Source organism: Vreelandella stevensii S18214 (assembly GCF_000275725.1).
Lineage (GTDB): Bacteria > Pseudomonadota > Gammaproteobacteria > Pseudomonadales > Halomonadaceae > Vreelandella > Vreelandella stevensii.
On record NZ_AJTS01000034.1, the window covers coordinates 1 to 23,049 of the forward strand.

Annotated in this window: 21 protein-coding genes and 2 tRNA genes; 7 read left to right on the forward strand and 16 right to left on the reverse strand. The window is 58.7% G+C overall.

Going from position 1 to position 23,049, the window contains the following annotated elements; genetic code table 11:
- The coding region (locus HSS18214_RS0106730) for an HAD-IIB family hydrolase (RefSeq protein WP_016914523.1) at positions 1 to 531 on the reverse strand (531 nt) is incomplete at its 3' end.
- Positions 532 to 702: 171 nt separating this feature from the next.
- Between HSS18214_RS0106730 and HSS18214_RS0106735 the strand changes: the two genes are divergently transcribed.
- Positions 703 to 2,643 carry an exoribonuclease II gene (locus tag HSS18214_RS0106735; RefSeq protein ID WP_040460885.1) on the forward strand — a complete coding sequence of 647 codons (1,941 nt, stop codon included), beginning with the start codon at positions 703 to 705 and terminating at the stop codon, positions 2,641 to 2,643.
- 103 nt (positions 2,644 to 2,746) lie between these two features.
- Here the strand turns inward: HSS18214_RS0106735 and sucD are convergent, their stop codons facing one another.
- The 9 genes from sucD to sdhC all read right to left on the reverse strand — a co-directional run bounded on the left by sucD (position 2,747) and on the right by sdhC (position 14,490).
- A complete protein-coding gene (sucD, locus tag HSS18214_RS0106740) occupies positions 2,747 to 3,619 on the reverse strand; it encodes a succinate--CoA ligase subunit alpha (RefSeq protein ID WP_016914525.1) in 873 nt (290 codons plus the stop codon).
- Positions 3,619 to 4,785: an ADP-forming succinate--CoA ligase subunit beta gene (gene sucC, locus HSS18214_RS0106745; protein WP_016914526.1), complete on the reverse strand. Its 1,167-nt coding sequence runs from the start codon at positions 4,783 to 4,785 to the stop codon at positions 3,619 to 3,621. Before sucC ends, sucD begins: the two co-directional genes overlap by 1 nt.
- Positions 4,786 to 4,947: 162 nt before the next feature.
- A complete protein-coding gene (lpdA, locus tag HSS18214_RS0106750; protein ID WP_016914527.1) occupies positions 4,948 to 6,387 on the reverse strand; it encodes a dihydrolipoyl dehydrogenase in 1,440 nt (479 codons plus the stop codon).
- A 113-nt stretch (positions 6,388 to 6,500) separates the two neighbouring features.
- On the reverse strand, positions 6,501 to 8,051 hold the full coding sequence (gene odhB, locus HSS18214_RS0106755; protein ID WP_016914528.1) for a 2-oxoglutarate dehydrogenase complex dihydrolipoyllysine-residue succinyltransferase: 1,551 nt from the start codon (positions 8,049 to 8,051) through the stop codon (positions 6,501 to 6,503).
- Positions 8,052 to 8,089: 38 nt separating this feature from the next.
- Positions 8,090 to 10,924 carry a 2-oxoglutarate dehydrogenase E1 component gene (locus tag HSS18214_RS0106760; RefSeq protein WP_026001785.1) on the reverse strand — a complete coding sequence of 945 codons (2,835 nt, stop codon included), beginning with the start codon at positions 10,922 to 10,924 and terminating at the stop codon, positions 8,090 to 8,092.
- 333 nt (positions 10,925 to 11,257) lie between these two features.
- Positions 11,258 to 11,968 (reverse strand): succinate dehydrogenase iron-sulfur subunit, encoded by a 711-nt coding sequence (locus HSS18214_RS0106765; protein ID WP_016914530.1) that lies wholly within the window; start codon positions 11,966 to 11,968, stop codon positions 11,258 to 11,260.
- A 27-nt stretch (positions 11,969 to 11,995) separates the two neighbouring features.
- The gene (sdhA, locus tag HSS18214_RS0106770) at positions 11,996 to 13,768 is read right to left on the reverse strand and encodes a succinate dehydrogenase flavoprotein subunit (RefSeq protein ID WP_016914531.1); all 1,773 of its coding nucleotides are present in this window, start codon (positions 13,766 to 13,768) and stop codon (positions 11,996 to 11,998) included.
- A 3-nt stretch (positions 13,769 to 13,771) separates the two neighbouring features.
- The gene (gene sdhD, locus HSS18214_RS0106775; protein ID WP_016914532.1) at positions 13,772 to 14,119 is read right to left on the reverse strand and encodes a succinate dehydrogenase, hydrophobic membrane anchor protein; all 348 of its coding nucleotides are present in this window, start codon (positions 14,117 to 14,119) and stop codon (positions 13,772 to 13,774) included.
- Entirely contained in the window at positions 14,113 to 14,490 is a 378-nt protein-coding gene (sdhC, locus tag HSS18214_RS0106780; protein ID WP_170919473.1) for a succinate dehydrogenase, cytochrome b556 subunit, read from the reverse strand. Before sdhC ends, sdhD begins: the two co-directional genes overlap by 7 nt.
- A gap of 486 nt (positions 14,491 to 14,976) precedes the next feature.
- Here sdhC and gltA point away from each other — a divergent pair, with 486 nt between their 5' ends.
- Entirely contained in the window at positions 14,977 to 16,263 is a 1,287-nt protein-coding gene (gene gltA / locus HSS18214_RS0106785; RefSeq protein ID WP_026001786.1) for a citrate synthase, read from the forward strand.
- Positions 16,264 to 16,376: 113 nt separating this feature from the next.
- Positions 16,377 to 17,258 carry an NAD(P)-dependent oxidoreductase gene (locus tag HSS18214_RS0106790; protein WP_016914535.1) on the forward strand — a complete coding sequence of 294 codons (882 nt, stop codon included), beginning with the start codon at positions 16,377 to 16,379 and terminating at the stop codon, positions 17,256 to 17,258.
- 377 nt (positions 17,259 to 17,635) lie between these two features.
- On the opposite strand, the gene HSS18214_RS0106795 is transcribed toward HSS18214_RS0106790, so the two are convergent.
- The 3 genes from HSS18214_RS0106795 to gltX all read right to left on the reverse strand — a co-directional run bounded on the left by HSS18214_RS0106795 (position 17,636) and on the right by gltX (position 19,443).
- A tRNA-Glu gene (locus HSS18214_RS0106795) sits at positions 17,636 to 17,711 on the reverse strand.
- Between the two features lie 47 nt (positions 17,712 to 17,758).
- Positions 17,759 to 17,834 (reverse strand) — tRNA-Ala (locus HSS18214_RS0106800).
- A gap of 130 nt (positions 17,835 to 17,964) precedes the next feature.
- A complete protein-coding gene (gene gltX / locus HSS18214_RS0106805) occupies positions 17,965 to 19,443 on the reverse strand; it encodes a glutamate--tRNA ligase (RefSeq protein WP_016914536.1) in 1,479 nt (492 codons plus the stop codon).
- A gap of 287 nt (positions 19,444 to 19,730) precedes the next feature.
- Here gltX and HSS18214_RS0106810 point away from each other — a divergent pair, with 287 nt between their 5' ends.
- Positions 19,731 to 20,255, forward strand: a complete 525-nt coding sequence (locus HSS18214_RS0106810) for a helix-turn-helix domain-containing protein (RefSeq protein WP_016914537.1) — start codon at positions 19,731 to 19,733, stop codon at positions 20,253 to 20,255.
- Positions 20,256 to 20,276: 21 nt separating this feature from the next.
- Here HSS18214_RS0106810 and HSS18214_RS0106815 read toward each other — a convergent pair whose 3' ends face one another.
- From HSS18214_RS0106815 to HSS18214_RS0106825, 3 genes are all read right to left on the reverse strand, one after another.
- Positions 20,277 to 20,852 (reverse strand): hypothetical protein, encoded by a 576-nt coding sequence (locus tag HSS18214_RS0106815; RefSeq protein WP_026001787.1) that lies wholly within the window; start codon positions 20,850 to 20,852, stop codon positions 20,277 to 20,279.
- 320 nt (positions 20,853 to 21,172) lie between these two features.
- Positions 21,173 to 21,535: a helix-turn-helix domain-containing protein gene (locus HSS18214_RS0106820; RefSeq protein ID WP_016914539.1), complete on the reverse strand. Its 363-nt coding sequence runs from the start codon at positions 21,533 to 21,535 to the stop codon at positions 21,173 to 21,175.
- 38 nt (positions 21,536 to 21,573) lie between these two features.
- On the reverse strand, positions 21,574 to 21,834 hold the full coding sequence (locus tag HSS18214_RS0106825; RefSeq protein ID WP_337459486.1) for a type II toxin-antitoxin system RelE family toxin: 261 nt from the start codon (positions 21,832 to 21,834) through the stop codon (positions 21,574 to 21,576).
- Between the two features lie 126 nt (positions 21,835 to 21,960).
- On the opposite strand from HSS18214_RS0106825, the gene HSS18214_RS0106830 reads away from it, so the two are divergent.
- The 3 genes from HSS18214_RS0106830 to HSS18214_RS0106840 all read left to right on the forward strand — a co-directional run bounded on the left by HSS18214_RS0106830 (position 21,961) and on the right by HSS18214_RS0106840 (position 23,026).
- On the forward strand, positions 21,961 to 22,269 hold the full coding sequence (locus tag HSS18214_RS0106830; RefSeq protein WP_162129519.1) for a baseplate J/gp47 family protein: 309 nt from the start codon (positions 21,961 to 21,963) through the stop codon (positions 22,267 to 22,269).
- Positions 22,270 to 22,386: 117 nt separating this feature from the next.
- Positions 22,387 to 22,569: a type II toxin-antitoxin system HicA family toxin gene (locus tag HSS18214_RS18630; RefSeq protein WP_083844167.1), complete on the forward strand. Its 183-nt coding sequence runs from the start codon at positions 22,387 to 22,389 to the stop codon at positions 22,567 to 22,569.
- 37 nt (positions 22,570 to 22,606) lie between these two features.
- Entirely contained in the window at positions 22,607 to 23,026 is a 420-nt protein-coding gene (locus HSS18214_RS0106840; protein ID WP_016914543.1) for a type II toxin-antitoxin system HicB family antitoxin, read from the forward strand.
- Positions 23,027 to 23,049: the final 23 nt, after the last annotated feature.

Consider the following 23,049-nt stretch of genomic DNA (forward strand, 5'->3'; position numbering starts at 1 on the left):
CGTGGAGTAGGTGATGTGCAGCCCCTCACCGTGTGCCGCGTGGGCCTGGGCCTCCAGTTCGGCCAGCGCCTGGGGGTCACCCAGATAGAGCACCTTGCCCACCCCGTGGCGGTCCATCTGTTCGGGCGGCACCACGTCATAGGTGAACCCGGTGGAGGCGTGCAGCGACAGCAGGTGGGGCGCTTCGGCATCGACATGCCAACCCTCATCGCGATACAGGCTCAGGCGCACCTGCGGGGGCCGGGGCAGATGAATCAAGGTGTGTGCATGTTCAGGTGCCAGGTGAGACGCGCTGACCAAGCGGTCATCCGGGGCGTGGGTGTAAGCACCGTTGGTACTGATCAAATGGGCCGGAATGGCCAGTTCCTCACGAAACACCCGCATGTCGTGGTAATGACGGCCCGAGGCCAGCGCCACACGGTGACCCTGTTGCACCAGGGCGCGCAGTACGTCTACCGTGCTGTCGTGTAACCGGTGGTCGCTACCCAGCAGCGTACCGTCCAGGTCGGAAACAATCAGGCGTGGGGTCATACAGGCTCCTTGGGCGTGGCGCATGAAGTGAGCCTCAGCTTAACCGATTCATCCGCAAGCGGGTAAGTCATTGACCCGCCTGAGCGGGCGTGACTTACCCAAGGGCAACGATTGGCGCAGCCAACGGGAATCCGTATAGTGGCACCCTACTCTCGCCAACTGATCGAACACATGCTTCAAAATAACTCCCTGCTTGCCCAGCTCAAGCAACAGATCCGTGAAACCACTCCCCGCGCCGAAGGGGTGATCAAAGCCACCGAAAAAGGCTTCGGGTTTCTTGAAACCGACAGCGGCGAATCCTATTTCGTGCCGCCGCCTGCCATGAAGCAGGTGCTCCACGGCGACCGCGTCGAAGCCGTGATTCATGAGAACGGCGACAAAAAATCCGTCGAGCCGGAGAAGCTGATCGAAGCGGGCCTGGACCGCTTCATCGCCCGCGTGCAAAAGCGCGAAGGCCGCCTGGCAGTGGTGCCCGATCACCCCTCGATTCGCAATGTGCTGAAAGCCCGCATCAAGAACAGCCTGGACGAAGACAGCATTGGCGACGGCGACTGGGTCGTGGCGCGTCTGGTGCGCCATCCGCTCAAGGAGAACGATCGCGGCTTCTTTGCCCAAATCGACGAGCTGGTCGCCAAGGTCGACAACCCCGCCGTGCCGTGGCGTGTCACCCTGGCGCGCCACGCGCTGGAGCAGGAGTGCCCGGATGCCGGTAGCGACTGGCCGCTGCGCGATGAGGGCCTGACTCGGGAAGACCTGACGCAACGCCCCTTCTTCACCATCGATGGTGAGAAGACCCGCGATATGGACGATGCCCTGCACGTGGTGGCGCGTCCGGAAGGCGGCTGGCAGCTGAGCGTGGCCATTGCCGACCCCACGGCGTATGTGGATGAGGAGCACGCGGCCGACCTGGAAGCGCGTGTGCGTGCCTTCACGGTTTACCTGCCGGGCCAGAACGTCACCATGCTGCCGGAGCAGCTGGCCGATGACCTGTGCTCGCTGTGGGAAGGCCAGGAGCGCCCGGCCCTGGCGTGTACGCTGGACATCAACGCCGACGGCAGCCTGGGCGACTACCGCTTCTTTGCCGCCAACGTGACCTCCCACGCCAAGCTGGTGTACGAGCGCGTCTCTGACTGGATCGAAGGCCAGGGCGACTGGGCACCGGCCGAGGAGATTGCCGAGCAGCTCAAAGCACTGCAGGCCCTGACGGAAGCCCGCACCGCCTGGCGCAACGAGCACGCACTGGTGTTCAAGGACCGCCCGGATTACGTGTTCGATCTGGACGAAGCAGGCAACGTGCTGGGCGTGCGTACCGAAGACCGGCGCATCGCCAACCGCATGATCGAAGAGTCGATGATTGCGGCCAACGCCTGCTGTGCCGACTTCCTGGCCAGCCATATCGGCCACGGCATCTTCAACGTGCACCGCGCCTTCGAGCCCGAAAAAGCCGAAGCGGCTCAGGAGTTCCTCGCCAGTCAGGAGATCGACGTGGCCCAGGAAGCACTCACCGAGCTGGCGCACTACAAAGAGCTCAAGCGCGCACTGGAAAGCCGTGACGACGCCTGGCTGGATGCCCGCCTGCGCCGTTTCCAGGGCTTCACCAGCATGTCGGCCCAACCTGGCCCACATTTCGGCCTGGGGCTGCCCGCCTACGCCACGTGGACCTCGCCGATCCGCAAGTATGGCGATATGGTCAACCACCGCTTGATCAAGCGCGTGCTCAAGGGTGAACAGGCCCCGGCAGAGGCCAGCCAGCAGCTCACCGAGCAGCTCACCGAACGCCGCCGCCTGAACCGTATGGCCGAGCGTGACGTGAAAGATTGGCTCTACGTTCGCTACCTGACCCCGGCAGCACAGAACCAGGATACCTTCGAGGCCGAAATCATGGCCATCAATCGTGGCGGCATGCGGGTGCGTCTGATCGAAAACGGCGCCACGGCCTTCGTGCCAGCCCCCTTGATGCATAGCGACCGCGACAAGGTGGTGATCGACGATAAAGAGGGCCGCATTCAGATCGAAGGCGAAGAGCGCTTCAAACTGGGCGACAGCCTGCGTGTCTCGCTCACGGAAGCCCGTGAAGAGACCCGCTCGCTAGTGGCGAAACCCGCCGCCTGACCCCGGCATGGCCTCGCGGCAAGCGTCGGCGAGGCCATGAGCAGCACCATGCAAAAGGGCACCCGAAGGTGCCCTTTTTTAGCGCTCTGAAAAAGTGCGCGGCTTACCAGCCGGTCACTTCTTTCAGTGCATCGCCAATTTGCGCCAAGGAGCGTACGGTTTTGACACCGGCGTCTTCCAGGGCAGCAAATTTCTCGTCGGCAGTACCTTTACCACCAGAGATGATGGCGCCAGCGTGGCCCATACGCTTGCCGGGAGGTGCTGTCACACCGGCAATGTAGGAAACCACCGGCTTGGAAACGTTGGCCTTGATGTAAGCCGCGGCTTCTTCTTCAGCGGTGCCGCCGATTTCACCGATCATCACGATCGCTTCGGTTTTCGGGTCCTTCTCGAACATCTCCAGGATGTCGATGAAGTTGGAGCCCGGAATCGGGTCACCACCGATGCCGACACAGGTAGACTGGCCGAAACCGTGGTCAGTGGTCTGCTTGACCGCTTCGTAGGTCAGGGTACCGGAACGCGATACGATACCCACTTTACCCGGCTGGTGAATGTGACCCGGCATGATGCCGATTTTACATTCGCCCGGGGTGATCACGCCGGGGCAGTTCGGGCCGATCAGACGTACGCCCAGCTCGTCGCATTTTACTTTCGCTTCGAGCATGTCGAGGGTCGCGATGCCTTCGGTGATGCACACGATCAGCTTGATGCCAGCGTTGGCCGCTTCAAGGATCGAGTCTTTGCAGAACGCTGCCGGTACGTAGATCACGCTGGCTTCTGCGCCGGTTTTCTCGACCGCTTCTTTCACGGTGTTGAACACGGGCAGGCCCAAGTGCGTCTGGCCACCTTTGCCCGGCGTAACACCGCCGACCATTTGCGTGCCATAGGCAATCGCCTGTTCGGAGTGGAACGTGCCCTGGCCACCGGTGAACCCTTGGCAGATGACCTTGGTGTTCTTATCGATCAGGATACTCATTACTTGCCCTCCGCTGCTTTGACAACCTGCTGAGCCGCGTCGGTCAGACTGGTAGCAGCGATGATGTTCAGACCGCTGGACGCCAGCTTCTCAGCGCCCAATTCAGCGTTGTTACCTTCCAGGCGAACGACGACCGGCACGTTGACGCCGACTTGCTCAACGGCACCGATGATGCCTTCGGCAATCATGTCGCAACGAACGATACCGCCGAAGATGTTCACCAGAACGGCTTTGACGTTGTCGTCAGACAGGATGATCTTGAACGCTTCGGCTACGCGCTCTTTGGTCGCGCCGCCGCCAACGTCCAGGAAGTTGGCCGGCTTGCCGCCGCTCAGGTTGACGATGTCCATGGTGCCCATGGCCAGGCCAGCGCCGTTGACCATGCAACCGATGTTACCGTCGAGGGCCACGTAATTCAGTTCCCACTTCGCGGCGTCGGCTTCACGCTGATCTTCCTGGGAAGGATCGCGCATCGCCTGCAGGTCCGGGTGACGGTACAGGGCGTTGCTGTCGAGGCCCAGTTTGGCGTCCAGGCAGTGCAGGTTGCCTTCGTCGGTGATCACCAGCGGGTTGATCTCGAGCAGCGCCAGATCCTTGTCGTGGAACAGCTTGGAGAGACCCAGGAAGATCTTGGTGAACTGCTTCACCTGATCGCCTTCCAGACCCAGCGCGAACGCCAGCTCACGCGCCTGGTAGGGCTGTGCGCCGACCAGCGGATCGATTTCGGCCTTGAGGATCTTTTCCGGCGTCTCTTCGGCGACGGTTTCGATCTCGACACCGCCTTCGGTGGAGGCCATGAACACGACGCGACGAGTGGTACGGTCAACGACCGCGCCCAGGTACAGCTCGTCGGCGATGTTGGTGCAGGTCTCTACCAGAATCTTGGCAACCGGCTGACCTTTTTCGTCAGTCTGGTAAGTGACCAGGTTCTTGCCCAGCCACTGCTCGGCGAAGGTTTTGGCTTCTGCCGGGTCCTTGATCAGCTTGACGCCGCCCGCTTTACCGCGGCCGCCAGCGTGAACCTGGGCTTTGACGACCCACATGTCGCCGCCGATCTTTTTGCACGCTTCTACTGCTTCTTCGGGAGTGTCCACGGCAAAGCCTTTGGACACTGGCAGACCATAATCGGCAAACAGCTGTTTACCTTGATACTCGTGAAGGTTCATCGATTCATGCCATTGGTTGCATGTGACTCGAACGATGATCAGTCGCCCTGAAGAACATCTTGCAGGTGCTGGTCATCCCCGTACTTTCATGACGGCGAGTTGCCACGCCGCCATGAAAGTGGTGCGCCACCTGACGGTGGCGCTTGGTTGTTGCTTAGCGAATTACTTGCGCTTCTTGCGGTTGGCCATGTGAATGGCATGACCTTCTACCGCCAGAGCAGCTTCGTGTACGGCTTCCGACATGGTCGGGTGCGCGTAGCAGGTCAATGCCAGGTCTTCGGCGCTGGAGCCGAATTCCATGGCGATCACGCCCTGGGCGATCATCTCACCGGCGTGCTGACCCACGATGTGCATACCGAGAATACGGTCGGTTTCCGCATCGGCAATGATCTTGGCGCTGCCTTCGGTGGCGTTGTTGGCCATGGCACGGCCGCTGGCTGCGAAGGGGAAGCTACCGGTCTTGACTTCGATACCCTTGGCCTTGGCGTCCTGCTCGGTCATGCCGACCCAAGCTACTTCCGGGAAGGTATAGATGACGCTGGGGATGGTGTCGTAGTTCATCTCGGCCTTGTGACCGGCGATGATGTCCGCCACCATGATGCCCTCTTCAGACGCCTTGTGGGCCAGCATCGGGCCACGTACACAGTCGCCAATCGCGTAAACGCCCGGCACGTTGGTACGGCACTGGTCGTCCACGAAGATGAAGCCACGCTCGTCCAGCTCGACACCCATGCCATCGGCTACGACGCCTTTGGTGTAGGGACGACGGCCAACACATACGATCAGCTTGTCGAAGGTGATTTCCTGCTCGCCGTCAGCATCGGAGTACTTGACGATGACTTCTTCACCGTTGGTCTCGGAGCCGGTCACACGGGCGCCCAGTTTGATATCCAGGCCCTGCTTCTTGAGCAGTTTCTGAGTCTCTTTGGCAATCGTGGTGTCGACCATCGGCAGGAAGGAGTCCATCGCTTCCAGCACGGTGACTTCAGAACCCAGACGGTTCCAGACGCTGCCCAGCTCCAGGCCGATGACGCCAGCGCCGATCACGCCGAGGCGCTTGGGCGTTTCCTGGAATTCCAGTGCGCCGGTAGAGTCGACGATCAGGCCTTCGGTCAGCGGCGTGGGCGGAATTTCCACCGGCACGGAGCCTGCCGCAATGACGATGCTGTCGGCGTCGTAGGCGGTGGTGTTGCCGTCCAGATCGGTGACTTCGACCTGCTTGCCAGATACGACCTTGCCGGTACCTTCGATGGCGGTCACGCCGTTGGCCTTGAACAGGCCAGAGATGCCGCCGGTCAAGTTCTTAACGATCTTGTCCTTGCGGGCCATCATTTTCTTGACGTCCATGGTGACGTCACCGGCTTCGATACCCATGTCATCGAAATCGTGCTTGGCTTCGACGAACTTGTGCGACGCTTCAAGCAACGCTTTGGACGGGATACAGCCTACGTTCAAGCAGGTGCCGCCGTGGACGACCTTGCCTTCCTTGCCAATCCATTTTTCAACACAGGCGGTTTTCAGGCCCAGCTGCGCAGCGCGGATAGCCGCTACGTAGCCACCAGGGCCAGCACCGATAACGATCACATCAAACTTGTCAGCCATGTTGGCTCCTTTAGCTTGGCTGCCCCCTCCCGGGTTGATCTAAACCGGGCAGGAGGCAAAGTGCGATTGCAGAGAACGTTTCATCAACAGCGAAGGCGGATCAACGCGCTTCGTTATACGTCCAGCAGCAAGCGAGCCGGGTCTTCCAGCAGCTCTTTGATAGTCACCAGGAATCTTACCGCATCTTTACCATCGATCATGCGGTGGTCGTAGGAGAGCGCCAGATACATCATCGGGCGAATCTCGACCTTGCCGTTCACCGCCATGGGGCGATCCTGAATCTTGTGCATGCCCAGGATAGCGGTCTGCGGCGGGTTGATGATCGGCGTCGACATCAGTGAACCGAAGGTGCCACCGTTGGTGATGGTGAAGGTACCGCCGATCATGTCGTCCATGCCCAGCTTGCCGTCACGGCCACGCTTGCCGAAGTCGACGATGCTGCGCTCGACGTCAGCGATCTTCATGCTGTCGGTATCACGCAATACCGGTACCACCAGGCCACGGTCGGTGGAGACGGCGACACCGATATCCTGATAACCGTGGTAGACGATGTCGGTGCCGTCGATGGAGGCATTGACGTCCGGGAAGCGCTTGAGCGCTTCGGAAGCGGCTTTTACAAAGAAGCCCATGAAGCCCAGTTTGACATCGTGGGTCTTCTGGAAAGTGTCCTTGTACTGGGCACGCAGGGCCATGATTTCCGTCATGTCCACTTCGTTGTACGTGGTCAGCATCGCCGCGGTCTGCTGTGCCTGAACCAGGCGCTTGGCGATGGTCTGGCGCAGACGGGTCATCGGTACGCGCTTCTCTTCGCGCTCACCCGCCACCGCCGGAGCCACCGCAGCCTTGGCCGGCGCAGAGGACTTGGCAGCTTTCCTGGCCGAACCATCCTTGACGGCTTTCTGAACGTCTTCTTTCAGAATGCGACCGCCTTTGCCGGTACCTTCGATCCTGGAAACGTCCAGATCGTGCTCGGCAACCATCTTGCGAGCAGCCGGTGCCAGCACTTTGTCACCCACCTTCTCATCGGCGCCTTCATCGTCAGCGTCGTTGGAAGCGCTGCTGGAAGAAGAAGCGCTGGCCTGGTCACTGCCACCGCCTTCTACGAAGGTTGCCAGAATCGCTTCGGACTCAACCTGGCTGCCTTCTTCTGCCTTGATTTCCGCCAGGGCACCATCGGCAGGCGCCACGACTTCCAGCACGACCTTGTCGGTTTCGATGTCGGCCAGCACTTCGTCACGCTTGACCGCTTCGCCTACTTTCTTGTGCCAGGTCGCCACGGTGCCTTCCTGAATGGACTCAGGGAAGCTGGGCGCCTTCACGTCGTGCTGCTTGCCACCGGCGGCTGGCTTAGCGGCTTCCTTGGACTCGGCCTTCTCGGCGTTGTCAGAAGATTTTTCTTCTTTCTTACCGCTGTCGCCCGAGGCGCTGCCTTCACCAATCTTGCCCAATACCTGCTCGGACTCGACGGTATCGCCTTCTTCGGCCATCACGTCGGTCAGGGTTCCCGCTTCCGGTGCGACGACTTCAAGCACCACTTTATCGGTCTCGATTTCAACGATCAGTTCGTCGCGTTCGACGCTGTCACCCGGCTTCTTGTGCCACGCGGCCACGGTGCCTTCGGCAACGGATTCCGGAAAGGTTGGCGCTTTGATATCAGTAGCCATGTCGTTTCCCTTATATGTTCTCTAAGCCTGGCGGACGCTTAAATATTAAAAGCGTCTTCCACCAGCTGGCGCTGCTGTTCAGTGTGGACGGACATGTAGCCCGCTGCCGGAGCAGCCGAGGCAGGACGCCCTGCGAATTTCAACTCACGACCCAGGCCGTCTTTCAACAGGTCGGCCACGGCACGCATGTGGTGCTGACTGGAGTACCAGGCGCCCTGATTCAGCGGCTCTTCCTGACACCAGACGATGTCTTCCACATTGACGTATGCCTGGAGCACTTCAAGAAGCTCTTCTTTCGGGAAGGGGTAGAGCTGCTCAAGACGAAGGATGATCGTATCGTCACGCTCGTTCTCAGCACGCCAGTTGGCCAGATCATAGTAGACCTTGCCAGCGCACATGATCACACGAGTGACTTTCTCTGCATCCAGGTTGCCCTGGTCGGGCAGCACCATGTGGAACTTGCCATGGGCCAGATCTTCGAGACTGGACACGGCTTCCTTGTGGCGCAGCAGCGACTTGGGCGACATGACCACCAGCGGCTTGCGCAGCGGGCGAATCACCTGACGGCGCAGCAGATGGAAAATCTGGGCAGGCGTCGTCGGTACGCACACTTGCATGTTGTGCTCGGCGCACAGCTGCAAGAAACGCTCAAGGCGTGCCGAAGAGTGCTCGGGGCCCTGGCCTTCGTAGCCATGGGGCAGCAGCATGGTCAAACCACACAGGCGTCCCCACTTGGTCTCACCAGAGGAAATGAACTGGTCGACCACGACCTGGGCACCGTTGAAGAAGTCACCGAACTGCGCTTCCCAGATCACCAGATCGTTGGGAGCCGTGGTGGAGTAGCCATACTCGAACGCCAGCACGGCTTCTTCCGACAGGAAGGAGTCGTGGATGGTGAAGCGGGGCTGACCATCGGCCATGTTTTGCAGCGGCACGTAGGTCGTCGCGTCTTTCTGGTTGTGCACCACCGCATGACGATGCGAGAACGTGCCACGGCCAACGTCCTGACCGGTAATCCGGATCGGGTGGCCTTGATCCAGCAGCGTGGCATAGGCCAGCGTTTCGGCGAAGCCCCAGTTGAGCCCCATGCCGCCCGCCTGCATCTTGCGGCGGTCTTCATAAATCTTGGCGACCTGACGCTGTACTTCGACACCGTCGGGGATCTCACACATCTTCGCCGCCAGCTGTTGCAGGCGTTTCATGTCGAAGGTGGTGTCGGCATTGCCGGTCCACTCATGGCCCAGGTAGGGAGCCCAGTCGACGAACAGCGACTTGTTGGGTTCCTGAACCAGTGCGTTGGCCACGTGATTGCCTGCCACGAGATCATCGCGGTAGGTTTCCACCATGGCTTTGGCGTCGTCTTCGGACAGCACGCCCTGCTCGATCAGACGCTGCGCATACAGCGTGCGTGAGGAGGGGTGGTCCTTGATCTTGGCGTACATCAGCGGCTGGGTGCCCGATGGCTCGTCGGCTTCGTTATGGCCGCGACGGCGGTAGCACACCAGGTCGATGACGACGTCTTTCTTGAACTGCTGACGGTAATCCAGGGCCACTTGCGTAGCGTGAATGACCGCGTCCGGATCATCGCCGTTGACATGGAAAATCGGCGCCTGAACCATCTTGGCAATGTCAGTACAGTATTCGGTGGAGCGTGCATCGGCCGGGTTGGAGGTCGTGAACCCCACCTGGTTGTTGATGACGATGTGTACCGTACCACCGGTCTTGTAGGCGCGGGTCTGGGACATCTGGAATGTCTCCATGACCACACCCTGCCCCGCGAAGGCAGCATCGCCATGAACGTTGATCGGCAGCACTTTGCTTCCGTCAGCGTCGTTGCGGCGATCCTGGCGGGCACGTACCGAGCCTTCCACCACCGGCGCGACGATTTCGAGATGCGACGGGTTGAACGACATGGCCAGGTGGACTTCGCCACCAGGCGACATGACGTTGGAGCTGAAGCCCTGGTGGTATTTCACGTCACCAGAACCACGCTCGATGACTTTCTTGCCATCGAATTCGTCGATCAGATCCGCAGGGTTCTTGCCCAGGATGTTGACCAGCAGATTCAAGCGGCCACGGTGGGCCATGCCGATCACGACTTCCTTGGTGCCATAGCCACCGGCGCGCTGAATCAGTTCGTCCATCATCGGTACGAACGACTCGCCACCTTCCAGGCCGAAGCGCTTGGTACCCGGGTACTTGGAGGCCAGGTAATTTTCCAGACCTTCCGCAGCCGTCAGGCGCTCCAGTACGTGCTTGCGCACGTCATCGCTGAACTTGGGCGCGCTGCGTACCGATTCGAAACGACGCTGCAGCCAGCGCTTCTCTTCGGTATCCACGATGTGCATGATTTCGCAGCCGATGGAGCGGCAGTAGGTCTGCTCCAGCGCGTCGACGATCTCGCGCAGCGGTGCTTTATCAATACCCAGGAAGAAAGAACCTGTCTGGAACTCGGTATCAAGATCAGCTTTGGACAGCTGATGGAATGACAGGTCGAGGTCGGGGACGGGGGTGGGATTACGCAGACCAAGCGGGTCGATATTGGCCTTTTGATGGCCACGGAAGCGATACGCGTTGATCAGCTGCAGGACTTTGACCTGCTTTTTGTTTTCACCGCTGTCGGACGCGGCGACTATCCGGCCTGGGCGACTTTCACGGCCAAGCTGGTAGAACTGATCACGAATGGGGCTTAGTGGAACATCGTGGGAGGCACTGCCTTCAGCACGCGGCAACTGATCGAAATAGCTGCGCCACTCGTCTGAGACAGAATCAGGATCGGCGAGGTACTGCTCGTAAAGCGCTTCCACGTAGTGGACATTGCCACCACTAACGTGAGAGGAACGCCACATCAACTCCATTATGCCTTGTTGCATCTCTCGGTCACCCTGCACTGATGGGGTGGTATCGGCATCGCTGCATGCGTGCAACGACATCGCTATTGCCCTGCCGGCGGGGCGGGACGTTTGCCGGCGGCGCCGACCTGAGGCCGGTAGCCCTTGTTCAAACACGTATGATGACGCGTTTCATTACCAGTTCATGGTCAAAAGCCGGTACTCGTCGCACCGGCTTTTAAACTTGGCTGATCCATGGTGCGGCGCGTCGCCGCACCATGACAGCCCCTATGATAACAAGCGAAGCGCCACGATTTAAGTAGCTTTGTGATGCAACTTACGTGGTAGTCGCTTTTTTTTCACAGGATTAATGAGTTACGTCGCATCTGCGAGCAACATTTCACGAATTTTACCAATTGCACGAGTCGGATTCAGACCTTTCGGACATACCGCCACGCAGTTCATGATGCCGCGGCAACGGAATACCGAGAACGGGTCTTCCAGGCTGGTCAGACGCTCACGGGTGGCGGTATCGCGACTGTCGGCCAGGAAGCGGTATGACTGCAGCAGACCCGCCGGGCCCACGAACTTGTCCGGGTTCCACCAGAACGACGGGCAGGACGTGGAGCAGCAGGCACACAGGATACACTCGTACAGGCCGTCCAGCTTGTCGCGCTCTTCTGGCGACTGCAGACGCTCGATGGCGGGCGCTGGCGTGTCGTTTTGCAGATACGGCTGGATGCGCTCGTACTGCTTGTAGAACAAGCCCATGTCCACGACCATGTCACGGATGACCGGCAGGCCAGGCAACGGACGCAGAGTCAGCTTGTTGTTTTTCACGACGTCCGACAGCGGCGTGATGCACGCCAGGCCGTTCTTGCCGTTCATGTTCATGCCATCGGAGCCGCACACGCCTTCACGGCAGCTGCGGCGATAGGCCAGGCCACTGTCCTGCTCTTTCATCAGGTGCAGTACATCCAGCACCATCAGATCGCGACCTTTGGTATCGACCTGGAACTCCTGCATGTAGGGCGCGGAGTCGGTTTCCGGGTTGTAGCGATACACGGATACCTGAAGATTTGACATGGTGTCTCCCTCTCGTCGGTGCGGAGATTAGTAGGTGCGAACCTTCGGCTCGAACGTATCGACTGTTTTCGGCTTGAAGTTGACGTCGCGCTTCTTCAGCTCTTTGCTAGCCGGGAAGTAGAGCGAGTGTTTCAGCCAGTTGACATCATCACGGTCGGGGTAGTCGTAGCGCGAGTGGGCACCACGGCTCTCTTTACGCTCAAGGGCAGCAATCGCCGTTGCTTCTGCCACTTCCATCAGGTTGTCCAGCTCCAGCGCTTCGACACGGGCAGTGTTGAAGGCGTTGGACTTGTCCGGCAGGTGCGCATTGTCGATGCGGCCACGCAGTTCCGCCAGCTGTTTGACACCTTCCTGCATGTTTTTCTCTTCACGGAATACACCGAAAGAGTTCTGCATGATGCTTTGCAGCTCGGCCTTGAGCTCAGGAATGCTTTCACCGCCTTCAGATTCGTTCCAGCGAGTGATGCGCTTCATGGCGGTTTCGATGTCCGACTCGGAGGCATCCAGGTATTCGATACCTTCGTTCAGCGCGCCTTCGATGAACATGCCCGCAGCGCGACCGAAGACCACCAGATCCAGCAGCGAGTTGCCGCCCAGACGGTTGGCACCGTGTACCGATACACAGGCAGCTTCGCCACACGCGAACAGACCGTTGACGATCTTGTCGTTGCCGCTCTCGTCCTGGGTGATCGCCTGACCATGAATGTTGGTCGGGATACCGCCCATCATGTAGTGGCAGGTCGGTACGACCGGAATCGGGTCCTTGGCCGGGTCGACGTGAGCGAAGGTCTTGGAGAGCTCGACGATGCCGGGCAGACGCTTGCCAAGTACTTCTTCGCCTAGGTGATCCAGCTTCAGGAACACGTGGTCGCCCTTCTCGCCACAGCCGCGGCCTTCGAGGATTTCCATGACCATGGAACGCGCCACGACGTCACGGCCCGCCAGGTCTTTGGCGTTGGGCGCATAGCGCTCCATGAAACGCTCGCCATCCTTGTTGACCAGGTAGCCACCTTCACCACGGCAACCTTCGGTGACCAGCGTGCCCGCACCGTAGATACCGGTCGGGTGGAACTGCCACATTTCCATGTCCTGCATCGGGAAACCAGCGCGCAGCGCCATGCCGATGCCGTCACCCGTGTTGATCAGGGCGTTGGTGGTCGACGCGTAGATGCGTCCGGCACCGCCGGTCGCCAGCACGGTGGCTTTCGACTTGACGTGTACCACTTCGCCGGTTTCGATGCACATGGCGATACAGCCCACCACGTCACCGTTGGCGTTCTTGACCAGATCCACCGCGTACCACTCGTTCAGGAACGTGGTGTTGTTCTTCAGGTTGTTCTGGTAAAGGGTGTGCAGCAGCGCGTGACCGGTACGGTCGGCGGCGGCGCAGGTACGTGCCGCCTGACCACCTTCACCAAAGTTCTTGGACTGACCACCGAACGGACGCTGATAGATGCGGCCATTGTCGAAACGCGAGAACGGCAGGCCCATGTGCTCGAGTTCGAAGACGGCCTTGGGGCCTTCTGAACACATGTACTCGGCAGCGTCCTGGTCAGCGATATAGTCGCCGCCCTTGACGGTGTCATACATGTGCCAGCGCCAGTCGTCGTTCGGGTCGGCGGAGGCAATCGCACAGGTGATACCGCCCTGAGCAGAAACCGTGTGGGAGCGTGTCGGGAACACTTTGGACAGTACCGCTGTCTTTTTACCGGACTTGGCCAGTTCAAGAGCGGCACGCAGGCCAGAGCCACCGCCACCCACGATGATGGCGTCAAACGTCAGGCTACGAAGGTTAGACATAGATCAAGCTCCCCACAGAATTTGGATGCCCCACACCAGGTATACGAAGATGGCCAGAATGATCAGCGTCTGGGCACCCACGCGCAGGCGAGTGGACTTGAGGTAATCGGTAGTGACTGTCCACAAACCGATCCAGGCGTGCGCTGCAATGGAAATGAAGGCCAGCAGCGAGAAGATACGCATCCAGGTTTGCTCGAACAGCCCACTCCAGGTGTAGTAATCCAGGTTCGGATTAAACAGCAGGTAAGCGACGATGAAGACCGTGTAAAGGGCCAGAATGACGGCGGATACCCGCTGCATCAGCCAATCGGACAGACCGCTACGGCCAAAACTCGTGATGTTGGTTACCATACCCAAACTCCTGCCAGAATAATCAGAACCGCACTGACTACGACCGTAGCCTGTGCTTTTTTCACACCACCCTCCAGGGTCACGCCAATGTTGGCATCCATGAGCAGGTGCTTGATGCCTGCCACGAAGTGGAATGCCAGGGCAGACAGCAGCCCCCAGGCCACAAACTTGGCGAGGACGTTATTCGCCAGGGCATTGCTGACAGCGTCAAAGCCAGCCGGAGATGACAGGGATTTACCCAGCGCCCAGAAAGCGAAGATCAGCCCGACGAACAGGATCACGCCGGTAATACGGTGCGTAATCGACGTCAGCGCTGGCAGTGGGAAATGTATCGTAGTCAGGTCTAGGTTTACGGGTCGTTTGCTATTCACGGCGTTATACACACTCTCTTGGCCCGCTCAGCGACGGTCGGGCATAACCCGAGCGGGCGGTGGTTGCTGGAAGGGGCTCGGCCGTTGCCAAGTCGGGCACGACCACCTACCTGCCGGTCGCGCGCCGTGGATTATAAGAACCTTAGCCCCTGCTGACAAACCGATCTCAGACTTAACTCGACCATGGTGCAAGAAAATAGCCAATGGTCTGAGTCGATTTTGCGATGCAGCATGGTTATAGTGACATTAGATGGACGGTTTGATAAGCCTGTTAACGTATCGTCAACCCTCTGTCACTTCGGTACTATAGATCTCGGTTAATCATATACAATTATTATCCAAAACAACACATCCTGTACAAGCATGTCTAGCATTACGGCTAATTGACAAAATGTCGCACACTTCTATAGTGGGCAAGCCTTTTCGCCGGCGCGGCATGCGAAACAACGACTTTACGTCCCAAACCGAACTCGAAAGGAGGCCATCATGGCTGACAGGAAAGCGACATTGACGGTAGACGGTCTCGATAAGACGATCGAACTACCCATGTATTCCGGCACACTTGGCCCCGACGTCATCGACGTGCGCGGCCTGGGCGCCGAAGGCCTGTTTACCTACGACCCCGGCTTCATGGCCACCTCTTCCTGCCAGTCCGCAATCACCTACATCGATGGCGGCAAGGGCGTACTGCTGCACCGCGGCTACCCCATCGACCAACTGGCAAAAGAATCCAACTTCGTCGAAGTGTGCTACACCCTGCTGTTTGGTGAACTGCCCACAAAAGAGCAGTACACCGATTTCGAATCGCGTATTCGCAATCACACCATGGTGCACGATCAGATCAACAACTTCTTCAAGGGCTTTCGTCGCGACGCACACCCGATGTCGATTCTGTGTGGCGTGGTCGGTGGTCTGGCAGCGTTCTATCATGACCACATGGACATCACTCAGGAAGAAGACCGCGTCATCAGCGCGATTCGCCTGATTGCCAAAATGCCTACCCTGGCCGCCATGTCGCACAAGTATAACGTTGGCCAACCCTTCAACTACCCGCGCAACGACCTGAGCTATGCAGAGAACTTCCTCTACATGATGTTCAGCAACCCTTGCGAGGAGTACAAGATCAACCCGGTGTACGCCAAAGCCATGGACCGCATCTTCATGCTGCATGCGGACCACGAGCAGAACGCCTCCACCTCCACCGTACGCCTGGCAGGCTCTACCGGCGCCAACCCGTTTGCCTGTATCAGTGCGGGCATCGCGGCACTCTGGGGCCCGGCACACGGCGGCGCCAACGAAGCCGTGCTGAACATGCTCGACGAAATCGGCGACGATTCCGAAGAGAACATTCAGCGCTTCGTGGACAAGGCAAAAGACAAGAACGACCCGTTCAAGCTGATGGGCTTCGGTCACCGCGTTTACCGTAACTTCGACCCGCGCGCCAAGGTCATGAAAGAGACTTGCGACGAAGTACTGGCCGAGCTGGGCCTGGCAGATGACCCGCAGCTGAAGATTGCCAAGCGCCTGGAGCAGATCGCTCTCGAAGACGAATACTTCATCGAGCGCAAGCTGTACCCGAACGTCGATTTCTACTCCGGCATCATCCTCAAGGCCATGGGTATTCCAACCAACATGTTTACCGTGATTTTCGCGGTATCCCGTACCATTGGCTGGATCTCCCATTGGCACGAAATGCTCAGCGAAAGCTACAAGATCGGTCGTCCACGCCAGCTTTACACTGGTCATGACCAGCGTGACTACCCCAAGAAGTAATCGGCGGCTTGTACGGCGATAACTGAGCGACACAAAGGCCACCCACGGGTGGCCTTTTGCGTGCAGCCTACCCCTTCATGACACCACTCCCCCATCAACAACAAAGGTGCTTTATGTCTTCTATCACTACCGTTGCCTTTATCGGCCTGGGCGTCATGGGCTATCCCATGGCAGGACACCTGGCCAGGCAGGGCCTGACCACCCGCGTTTATAACCGCACGACCACCAAAGCCCAGGCATGGGCCGATCAGTTTGGCGGCACGGCCCACGCCACGCCCGCCGAAGCGGCCCAGGGCGCCGACCTGGTGCTGGTGTGCGTAGGTAATGACGACGACGTGCGTCAGGTCACCACCGGCGAACACGGCGTGCTGCAGGCCATGGCCCCCGGCAGCTATCTGGTGGACCACACCACGGCCTCAGCCGACCTGGCACTGGAGCTGGATGCCGCCTGCCGCCTGCAGAGCCTTCACTTTATCGATGCCCCGGTATCCGGCGGCCAGCAGGGCGCTGAAAACGGCGCGCTGACCATCATGTGCGGCGGTGAACAGGCCCCTTTCGATGCCGTCGCCCCCGTGCTTGACCACTATGCCCGCGCCGTCACGCTCATGGGCCCTGCCAGCAGCGGCCAGCTCACCAAAATGGTCAACCAGATCTGCATCGCCGGCCTGGTACAAGGGCTGGCGGAGGGTCTGCACTTTGCCGAACAGGCAGGACTGGATCAGCATCAGGTGATCGAGGTGATTTCGAAAGGTGCCGCAGGATCCTGGCAGATGGAAAACCGCCACAAGACCATGATCGCCGATGAGTATCAGCACGGCTTTGCCGTCGACTGGATGCGCAAGGACCTGGGCATCTGCCTGGAGCAAGCGCGCAGACTGGACGCCACGCTACCCGTTACCGCACTGGTGGATCAGTTCTATGCCGACGTGCAGCGCATGCAAGGTGGCCGGTGGGATACTTCTTCGCTATTGAAGCGTCTCCGCAAAGGCGAATAGCGCTTGACATTTTGGCGCTGACAGCCGGATCAGGGTTTTCCACACTATCTGTGGATAACCCTGTTCACAACCACTACAAAACGTCCCGTAATCGCCATGAACAGTGACCCAGCCTTAAATTGGTCATTTTTTGATCTAATATAAGGCATTGATTTTAAAGGAATTAAGCCAAGACACTGATTTTTTGGGACGTCTTCACAAGGCTGTGCACAACCCTCTGCCCAGACGAGCAAAAGTGGACAAGTCAAGCACAATATTGACAAAAAAAGCGATAAATTGGCTAAAATGCCAAACAGGAAGCAGCCGAAAAAGCAACGCGACATTGGGTTGCTATCGAGACTTTTTGAAGGGGGAAAATACAAAAAACCAGGAGAAGGTGGCGTCCCATAGGGGGTTCGAACCCCTGTTCCCGCCGTGAAAGGGCGGTGTCCTGGACCACTAGACGAATGGGACGTATCTACCTTTTTACATCATGGTACATCGTTAGCATGGGCTAATGATGGTGGAGCCAAGCGGGATCGAACCGCTGACCTCCTGCGTGCAAGGCAGGCGCTCTCCCAGCTGAGCTATGGCCCCACATGTCGTGAAGACGGAGCGTATATTACTGATTACGCTCGCCTTCGTCAACCCTGTTTTCGCAAGAAGCGTCAAATATCTCGCTCGCCGCTCATCTGACGCTCCCTGCCCCTCTGTACAGGTCGAGTGTTTACAGGTCGCGGAACTCTTTTTCGAAGCGTTTCGCCTGCTTTTTCGATACGCCACCCAACACCTCGATAGCGTGGCGCAAGCGAGCCCGCGTCACGTCCGACCCGAGAATCGCCATGGCGTCCATGACGGACGTGCTGGAAGCACTGCCCGTAATGGCAATGAACACCGGCGCCAGAAACGCCTTCATCTTGAGCTCGAAGTGTTCCGCCAAGTGTTTGACTTCCGTCAGCAGCGCTTCCTTGTGCCAGGCATTGACGGCTTCGAAGCGCCATACCAGGAATTGCAGCAGCTTCACCAGCTCTTCGTCTTCCAGCTTGATAGCATCGAAATCCTGCTTTTCCAACGAGGGCAGCCCAGAGAAGAAATGGCCCGCCAGCGGAACCACCTGCGAGAGCGTCTCGACCCGCGGGCGAACCTGGGGCAGGATCTGTTTGACATAGGCATCGTTGAACGCCCACTCGCGCAGCGCCAGCAGCAACGCATCGTCATCCAGGTCTTCACGAATATAAACGCCGTTGAGCCAGGTCAGCTTCTCCAGATCGAATACCGGCCCACCCAGCGATACCCGCTGAATGTCGAACTCAGCCATCATTTCGCTCAGGCTGAACTTTTCGCGCTCATCCGGCATCGACCACCCCATCCGCCCCAGATAGTTGGTGACGGCCTGGGGCAGAAAACCCATGCGACGATAATAGTTGATCGAGGTCGGGTTCTTGCGCTTGGAGAGCTTCGACTTGTCCGGGTTGCGCAGCAGCGGCATGTGGCAGAGCTGGGGCATTTCCCAACCGAAGTAGTCGTAGAGCAGCTGGTGCTTGGGTGCCGAGTTGATCCACTCTTCGCCACGCAGCACATGGGTGATGCCCATCAAATGGTCATCGACCACGTTGGCCAGGTGATAGGTGGGCATGCCATCGGACTTCATCAGGATTTGCGCGTCCACCTGCGCCCACTCCACCTCGATTTTGCCGCGCAGCATGTCGCTGACCACACAAACGCCTTCACTGGGCACGTTCATGCGGATGACATACGGCCAGTCTTCCTGCTCACGACGCGCTTGCTCGGCGGCATCCAGCGCCAGGTCTGCAGGTTTCAGGGCCAGGTGCAGGCCTGCTTCCTTGCGGGATTCACGCAGCTCATCCAGCTCTTCGCTGGTGCGATAGCACTTGAAAGCATGCCCGGCGTCCAGCAACTGCTGTGCATACTGTGCATAGATCTCGCCGCGCTCGCTTTGACGGTAAGGGCCATGCGGGCCGCCTACATCAGGGCCTTCGTCCCATTCGAGCCCCAGCCACCGTAACGAGTCGAGAATCATCTGTTCTGATTCAGGGGTAGAACGCACCCGATCGGTATCTTCAATGCGCAAGATGAACTGACCACCGTGCTGACGGGCAAAGCAGAGGTTGAACAGCGCAATGTAGGCCGTGCCTACGTGCGGGTCCCCAGTGGGGGAAGGCGCAATACGAGTACGTACGGTCATCAATCTATCCTTGTGGCGGTAAATGCATCGCCACATTATACGCGCCCCAGCTATATCCAACAGCACCCTCAGGGGAACGAGTTTCCTTTAAAAGCGTCATAAGCAAAGCTCAATGTCCACGGTGTGGAAGATGCGCGTTAAAGCACAATCGCTTAGTATGGTGTAGTACCCATGATTCGTGTTCATGCATGCGAACGATTCTCATCGTTTACAGCGTGTTCTGAGCGCCACCGAATAGGTGGAAGTACACTTAACGAGCTGATTTAGCTCATCGATAGGAAGATGAAATGGAATCGCTAGGCTCACGTATCAAGCAACTGAGGCTTAGGGCCAAGCTCAACAAAGCTGCCCTAGCACGTAAAGTTGGCGTGTCGGATGTCACCATTTCTTATTGGGAATCTGGGGCAATCAAACAGATCGGCCATGAACGCCTGGTGGCGCTCGCGGACGCACTGGATTGCTCGCTAGCTACCCTATTGGAAGGAGACAGCGCGCCGCAACTGCTCACCCTGAACCATACTGGTCCCCTCCCCTGGGAACAGGTTCAGGCCACTGCTATCACCGTGCCGCATCACCTGCCGTTGAAGATCGACTGGAAAGCACCTTGCGTGATGGTGACACCTGCCAAGGAAGCAGATTTTTCACCAGCGTCGGCGGGAGACCTGCTGCTCCTTGGCCCGACACACGTGTTCCACAAGGCCGGGCATTACCTGGTACAACGGGATGATCAATACGTCATTGAGCACTATACAAAAGCGCCCAATAGCACGTCGATCCATGCCGTTCTGCTTGCCCACTGGTGTGCTGCCTAAAGCATCTTTACCTCCCCGTCCCTAATTGTCCTCAAACACGTCCACCTGGTCGCGCGTTCGTCTTGGTTCACTGCCTATCAAGAGACGCCGCGAGTAGGTGGCCACCTGACCCAACCCATGGCGGGACTGGCTGACCAGCTCTCCCGCCAAATGCTCACCCAGATCACCAATGCGTGCCCGCACGCTGGCTGGCTGTACAGCGGCTTCGGAAAGCTGTACTCGCACCACGTACCCGCCATCCGGCAACCCACTTCCCGTACCCAGCGGCCCGACTTCGAACTGCCCTTCCCTGACTTGAGTACGTGCCTGCCAGCGCACGCGGCTCAGCTCACGCTCGACCACGACCTGTACCTGGGCTCCGTCCGGCAAGTTGGTCTGGCCCGCAATCATCAATCGGCGGTCAGAGAGTAGTTGAGCAGAGGTCGAGACCTCCACCTCCAGCGGCTCGATAGGCTCGGCTTCCGCTACCGGCTCGGCCGCGGCGGTCTCTTCCACCTGCACCGTCTCTGCCGGCGCCTCCTCTTCGGGACCACTGCAGCCCTGCAACATCAACGCACCCAGCAGAGCGGCTCCTGCGTAACCTAGCGCTTTCCCCATCACCACGTCTTCCCCTTGTTATTGGCGGATACCTACCATACCGCCTTTGACCACAAAAAACGCAAAGTGATGCAAGCATTTACCCAATATCAGACCAGGCTTGAGAAGCGCTTTGAAGGACACGCGGAATTGCTGGGGTTATGGATATCGACATCGCTTCGTCCCTTGGCAAAAGCCACCCCATCGAACGCCTTCGCGCGCGTCGCCGCCAGAAGCCACCACCCACCAGCGCGGCCTGAAAGATCGCGTCACCCGCGACCGCCCCCGCGTCGAGTACGCCCAGCGGGGGCGGCTCATCTATCGTAGGGAAAGAGGGATGGCTAGGTAAGGTCGCTCAGTTCAACCTCTAAAGCAGTCGCAATACGGGTCAGCACACTCAACGAGCCGCTTTTTTTCCCTGACTCTATTTCGGAAAGGTACCCTTGGCTGATCCCTACTTTTTCCGCCAGCTCACCTGCACGTAGTCCACGGTATTCGCGGTACACCTTCACGGGTGCCACGCCATCCAGCAGCGCATCCACAACCGCCACAGGAAATGACTCTTCACCACGCGCCACCACCGCGTTGGCAGCGTCAATATCGTCCTGGTCTTCCAGCCGCGCAAGCAACGCATGGTACTCCTGCTCAGGCAGAACCACTAACCGCTCGCCCGTGGGCGTTTGAATAATTTGAGGTGTGCTCATGCAGCCTCCTGTAAATTGTCTGGTGCGTTATGGGCACTTTATTGATAAACGCCGCCACGGGCACCGATGTTAATGATGTCGAGTACATCGCCATGCTCGTCGATGATCACCCGCCAGTCGCCTACCCGCAGCCGAATATAATCGCTCCCCTTCAAGGCCTTCACATTGTTGCGCTGGCTTTCCGGGTCTTCCGCATAGGCCTTGATTTTGCCTTGTATGCGCTTCGACTCAGGTCGCGGCATTCGCTGCAACACCTCCAACGCGCTTTTACGGTAAGTGATCGTTTTCATTGCCACCATTATAGCTAACAGCGAATTAGCAGCAAAAAATTTTAGCTTTTAGCTAAAAAAAATCCATCATTCCCGCCAGCCTATTCGGTGTCACTAACCCCACGCTCGGTAGCCAGCCCGGAATCCGTGGAGGTCGTGCTTACCATTCTCTTCCGCGAAGCCGATGGCCAACCCAGCAAAGCGTTGCTGGACGCCGTTCGCAAGCGCGTCGATGAACGCCGCCCGCTGACGGATCGCCTCACCGTGCAAGCCGCCACCCTGCTGCCGTTCAGCATCACGGCGATGCTGGCCCTGCGCATCGGCCCCGACCTGCTGCCCGAAACACCGCTCACGCTCGCAGGCTTCAAGCCCCAGATCGACGCCACGGCCTGGCTGGTGAGCGAGGTCGCGCACAATTTCACGGAGCAGGGGTATACCTGCAGCATTCGTATGGAGAAGCGGTAGAGGTACGCAAACCATTGGCTCTCTGAACAGCAAACAGGGTTATTGGGGTTATAAATTTTGACAGGCTCACATTGCAGGGTTATAGTAACCCCATGTTCAACGACAAAGGGGCAGGAGGTGAACAGCAGAGTACTGATCAAGGAACTGGAAGCGGATGGATGGACATTAGTCAGAGTCAAAGGCAGCCACCACCACTTCAGGCACCCGACCAAACCCGGCACCATCACCGTGCCACATCCGAAAAAGGATCTGAAAACGGGATTGGTCAAAGGAATCAGGAAAAGCGCTGGCCTCGAATGAGGCTGGCCACTGCTGCCCCCACTGATAGAGGTGAGCCATGTTATTTCCCATTGCCATTGAACGCGGCGACGAACAACACGCCTATGGCGTCGTCGTGCCCGACCTGCCCGGCTGCCACTCCGCAGGCGACACCTTCGAAGAGGCCCTGGCCAACGCCAAAGAAGCCATCGATGGCTGGCTGGAAGTGGCCGTTGAATACGGCGATCCCATCCCCGAAGCCACGTCCATCGAACACCACATGGACAATCCCGACTTCACTGGCTGGATCTGGGCCGTCGTCGATATCGACGTCACCCCGTACCTGGGCAAAAGCCACAAGATCAACGTCACCCTGCCCGACCTCCTGGTCAAACAGATCGACGACTTCGTCGCCCGCCACCCCGGCGACAAAACCCGCTCTGGCTTTCTCTCCCGCGTCGCCATGGCCGAACTGGCCAGGAACAAACAAGCCAGCTAAGCCCCACGCAAAAGCCCCGCACA